Genomic DNA, 3931 nt, shown 5'->3' with positions numbered 1-3931 from the left:
GGCCTGGCTGGCAGCCGCGCCGGCCGCCAGCCAGGCCGCACCCAGCATGGTCCACAATCGGTTCATTTTGCGATCACTCATCTTATTCATCTCTGATATTCTCTCCGACACCATGAAAAAACTCATACTTGCGACCATGATCAGCTGCATTGCCGCGCTGGCCAGCGCCAATCCCGTCATTGCCCTGTGGCCCGAGGGCGTGCCCGGCGCCCGCGCCGGCATGGGCGCCGAGCAGCTCCAGGAAGGCCGCATTTCCAACGTCAGCGAGCCTACCATGACGCTGGTCGGGCCTGCGGTGGACCGGCCCAACGGCACCGCCGTCATCATATGCCCTGGCGGCGGTTATGTGCGGCTCTCGGCCGACCGCGAAGGCACGCAGTATGCGAACTGGCTCTCCGGCCTGGGCGTCACCACCTTTGTGCTCAAGTACCGCATGCAGGAATTCGGCCATCCGGCGCCACTGCAGGACGTGCTGCGCGCCGTGCGCATGGTGCGCGCGCGGGCCAAGGAATTCGGCATCGACCCGGCGCGCATCGGCGTGATGGGCAGCTCGGCCGGCGGCCACCTGGCGGCCAGCGCGGGCACGCTGTTCGACCTGCCGGCCGGCCGCACTGGCGCCGCGCTTGACGGCACCAGCGGCCGGCCGGACTTCCTGATGCTGATGTACCCCGTCATCACCATGGAACCGCCGGCCGCGCACATGGGCTCGCGCCAGGCACTGCTGGGCAAATCGCCGCCGGCCGACCTGGTGAAGCTAATGTCGCTGGAGAAGCAGGTTACCGCCGCCACGCCGCCCACGCTGCTGATCCACACCCAGGAAGACCAGTCGGTGCCGGTTGAGAACAGCATCCTGTTCTACCAGGCGCTGACCAAGGCGCGCGTGCCGGCCGAGATGTATCTGCTAGAACGCGGCGGCCACGGCATGGGTATGCGCGATGGCCTGGGCACTTCCTCCGACTGGCCGCGCCGCGCCGAGGAATGGCTGCGCGCACGCGGCCTGCTGACAAAGAAGTAACATCAGGCGAAGTGGAACATCTGCTCGAGCGGCCATTCGCGCGGCCGGTTGCCGGGTTCCACTTCCATCAGGTCGGCCATATAGTCCCACCAGCGCTGCATCACTTCCTTCTTCGGCAGCTCGGCAATGTGATTTTCCTGCCGCAGCTTGAGCACCGCGAACAGATGCAGCGTTTCCTCGTCGAGGAAGATGGAATAATCGTAGATGCCTGCTTCGCCCAGCGCGCGGCCGAGGTCCGGCCACAGCTCGTCGTGCCGGCGGCGGTACTCCTCCACCGTGCCGGGTTTCAGTTTCATGCGGAACGCGCGTATCGTCATTTTTTTACCGCCATCTTCTTCAGTTCGGCCGCAGCCAGCAGGAAGCCGCCCACGCCGTAGTTGTAACTGGACGCGGGCCGGTAAAACGCCGGTTCCGCGCCGGTTTGCTGGATGCCGCCCAGGCGGCCGTCCTGGTAAACGCTCTTCAGGATACCGGCCCACGCGCGCTCGATCACCGGGCGGTAGGTTTTCTCATCCAGGTAGCCCTTGTTCACGCCGTAGGCCATGCCGTACACGAATAGCGCCGAACCCGAAATCTCGGGCAACGGATAAGTGGCCGGGTCAAGCAAGCCGGCGTGCCACAGGCCGTCCGGTCCCTGGAGCCTGGCCACGGCGGCCGACATCTCGCGCAACTGCCGGATGTAGAACGGCCGCTTCGGGTCGTCCGCAGGAATGTAGTCGAGGCTGCGCGCCAGCCCGCCCAACACCCAGCCTTCGCCACGCGACCAGAAGATCTTCTTGCCGTTCGGCTCGGTCTTGCCGATGTAGCTCGCGTCACGCGCGTACAAGTGCTCCTGCTTGTCGTACAGCAGATCGTAGGTCTTCTGCCATTGTTCGTGCACGTAGTCCAGGTATTTACGCTCGCCGGTGGCCTTGTACATCTTGAGCCAGACCGGCGGCGCCATGAACAGCGCGTCGCACCACCACCACGGCAGGCGGTCGTCGCCGGGCTTCAGCGTTTTCAGGTTGATCAGGATGTCCAGCTGGGTGCGCGTGGCCGCCAGCTTCTCCGGCGACGGGTCCAGCGCATACAGCTCCAGGTAGGTCTGCGCCACGCTGATATCGTCCGCGTTCGGATACGGCGTGCGCAGCTCCCAATTGAAACCCTTGGCCATGCTCAGCATGGCGTGGCGGTATTTCGGGTCGCCGGTGGCTTCGCTGGCTGCCATGAAGCCGGTAAACAGCACTGCCGAGGTCCAGATCTTGTCCAGATGGCGCATGGTGCGGTCCAGCTGCCAGTCGGCCACCTTGCGCAGGGCCTTGTCGATGGCGGCCGGCTCCAGCGCGGGCGAGAGATCGGTTGCCAGCGGCCCGCCGTCGGCAGGCGCGTCGCCGAACTTGCGGCTGGTGTCCTTCTCGACGATGGCTTGCTGGGCAGCAGTCGGCAAGGGGTAACTCTGCTGGGCGGAGGCTGCGCCGGCGGCAAGCCCGAACGCCAGGCCGAGGGAGAGGAAAAGTGTGGTCTGCTTAAACATCAGGTCTTGTCCTGTTCTTCAAAGCTCTTCTTCGATGGGTCTTCCACTTTGCGCACCTGGCGCACCACGCTTGCGCCGGCAGGCAGGCCGCGCACGGCAGCGGCCTCTTCCAACTCCACCGGCGCGGTAATGGCCAGTTTTACGTCGGTGAACTGCCAATCCTTCACGTCATAGATATGGCCGCCCTGCCTGGCCTGGATATCGATATTCTTCAGGCTGAAACGCTCCAGCGGTACTTCCTTGTAGCCGCTGACCTCGAACGCCGTGGTCGCGCCGGTGGCCTTGATGTTCCAGATGCTCACGTCGTGGAAGAATGCGCGGCCCTTTTCCTTCGGCACCGGCGTGGCCAGCACTTTCCAGTACGGCGGATAGTCCTTGATCTCCGGCGGAATGGTGGCGTAGCTGTAGCTCGGGTTCCAGTTCATGGTGATGCGCATGACGACCGGGATGTCCGTCATCTTGAAATCGTGCAGGCGCAGATTTTCGCCGAAGCCGCCCCGGGTATGCGCGGACTTGAACAGGATACCGACCGGTACGTTGCCGACCACGGTGATGTTGTAGGCCTCGATATTGCGGAAGCCGCCTGCTGTTTCGCTGCCGAAAGTGACACCGGCGGCGCCGTCGCGCACGATGGAGTCGCGGATAACCACGTCCTCCGTGGTGCGGGCCACCCGCTGGCCGTCGGAATCGCGACCGGCTTTCAGGCACAGCGCATCGTCGTTGACAGCGATGTCGGCGTTCTGCACCAGGATGCGCTTGGAGGAATCGATGTCGATGCCGTCCGTCGACGGTCCGCGTCCGCCTTCATTGTTGCGGATCACAACGCCGTCCACCGTCACGTCGCTGGAGTAGCAAATATGCAGCGTCCAGAAGCCGGACCGGCGCAGCAGCAGGCCGCCGCCGACCTTCACGTTGGAGGAGTTGAATACCTGTACCAGGCGCGGTCGCTGCGCGTCGTAGTCCGAGGCCCAGCGCAGGCCGCGCGGTTCGTACTCCTTGCGCAGAGTCCAGTAGCTGTCCCAGAATATTTTTCCGTCGCCGTCGATGGTGCCTTCCCCTTCGATTACCGCGTTCTTCTGCTCATAGACGTTTACCAGCGCCGCCGGCCAGCTCATCTCGATGCCGGCAATACGGGTCGGCATGACCGGATAGTCCTGGATGTTCTGCGAACCGAGGATGGTGGCGCCCTTCCCCACGTTGAGCGTGACGCCGCTCTTGACGAAAATGGAGCCGCTCAGGTAAGTCCCGGCCGGGAATACGACGCGGCCGCCGTCCTTGGCCGCCGCATCGATGGCGGCCTGGATGGCCTTGGTGTTGATGGTCGTGCCGTCGCCCTTGGCGCCGTATTTGTCCACACTATAGTCCTTGGCGCTGGCGGCCGGCATGGCCCGCGCCAGGACCGC

At 64.4% G+C, this 3931-nt stretch carries 4 protein-coding genes; 1 reads left to right on the top strand and 3 read right to left on the bottom strand.

Going from position 1 to position 3931, the window contains the following annotated elements:
• The first annotated feature begins 112 nt into the window (after window positions 1-112).
• Window positions 113-1015: an alpha/beta hydrolase gene (locus AC6H42_RS21955; protein WP_497548930.1), complete on the top strand. Its 903-nt coding sequence runs from the start codon at window positions 113-115 to the stop codon at window positions 1013-1015.
• A 2-nt stretch (window positions 1016-1017) separates the two neighbouring features.
• Here AC6H42_RS21955 and AC6H42_RS21950 read toward each other — a convergent pair whose 3' ends face one another.
• The 3 genes from AC6H42_RS21950 to AC6H42_RS21940 all read right to left on the bottom strand — a co-directional run.
• Window positions 1018-1311 carry an L-rhamnose mutarotase gene (locus tag AC6H42_RS21950; RefSeq protein ID WP_373888188.1) on the bottom strand — a complete coding sequence of 98 codons (294 nt, stop codon included), beginning with the start codon at window positions 1309-1311 and terminating at the stop codon, window positions 1018-1020.
• Window positions 1312-1328: 17 nt separating this feature from the next.
• Window positions 1329-2528 carry a glycoside hydrolase family 88/105 protein gene (locus AC6H42_RS21945; protein ID WP_057156554.1) on the bottom strand — a complete coding sequence of 400 codons (1200 nt, stop codon included), beginning with the start codon at window positions 2526-2528 and terminating at the stop codon, window positions 1329-1331.
• Window positions 2528-3931 (bottom strand): glycoside hydrolase family 28 protein (locus tag AC6H42_RS21940; RefSeq protein WP_497548929.1); only part of this gene is annotated, 1404 nt, incomplete at its 5' end. The genes AC6H42_RS21940 and AC6H42_RS21945, both read right to left, overlap by 1 nt.

The sequence above is a fragment of the Massilia sp. NBRC 108631 genome, from assembly GCF_059704565.1.
This window is presented reverse-complemented; position numbering and strand designations above follow the sequence as displayed.

Bases quoted from the DNA above. Each gene is read 5' to 3' on its own strand.
- AC6H42_RS21955 (WP_497548930.1), top strand. From the start codon at position 113: ATGAAAAAACTCATACTTGCGACCATGATCAGCTGCATTGCCGCGCTG.
- AC6H42_RS21950 (WP_373888188.1), bottom strand. From the start codon at position 1,311: ATGAAACTGAAACCCGGCACGGTGGAGGAGTACCGCCGCCGGCACGAC.
- AC6H42_RS21945 (WP_057156554.1), bottom strand. From the start codon at position 2,528: ATGTTTAAGCAGACCACACTTTTCCTCTCCCTCGGCCTGGCGTTCGGG.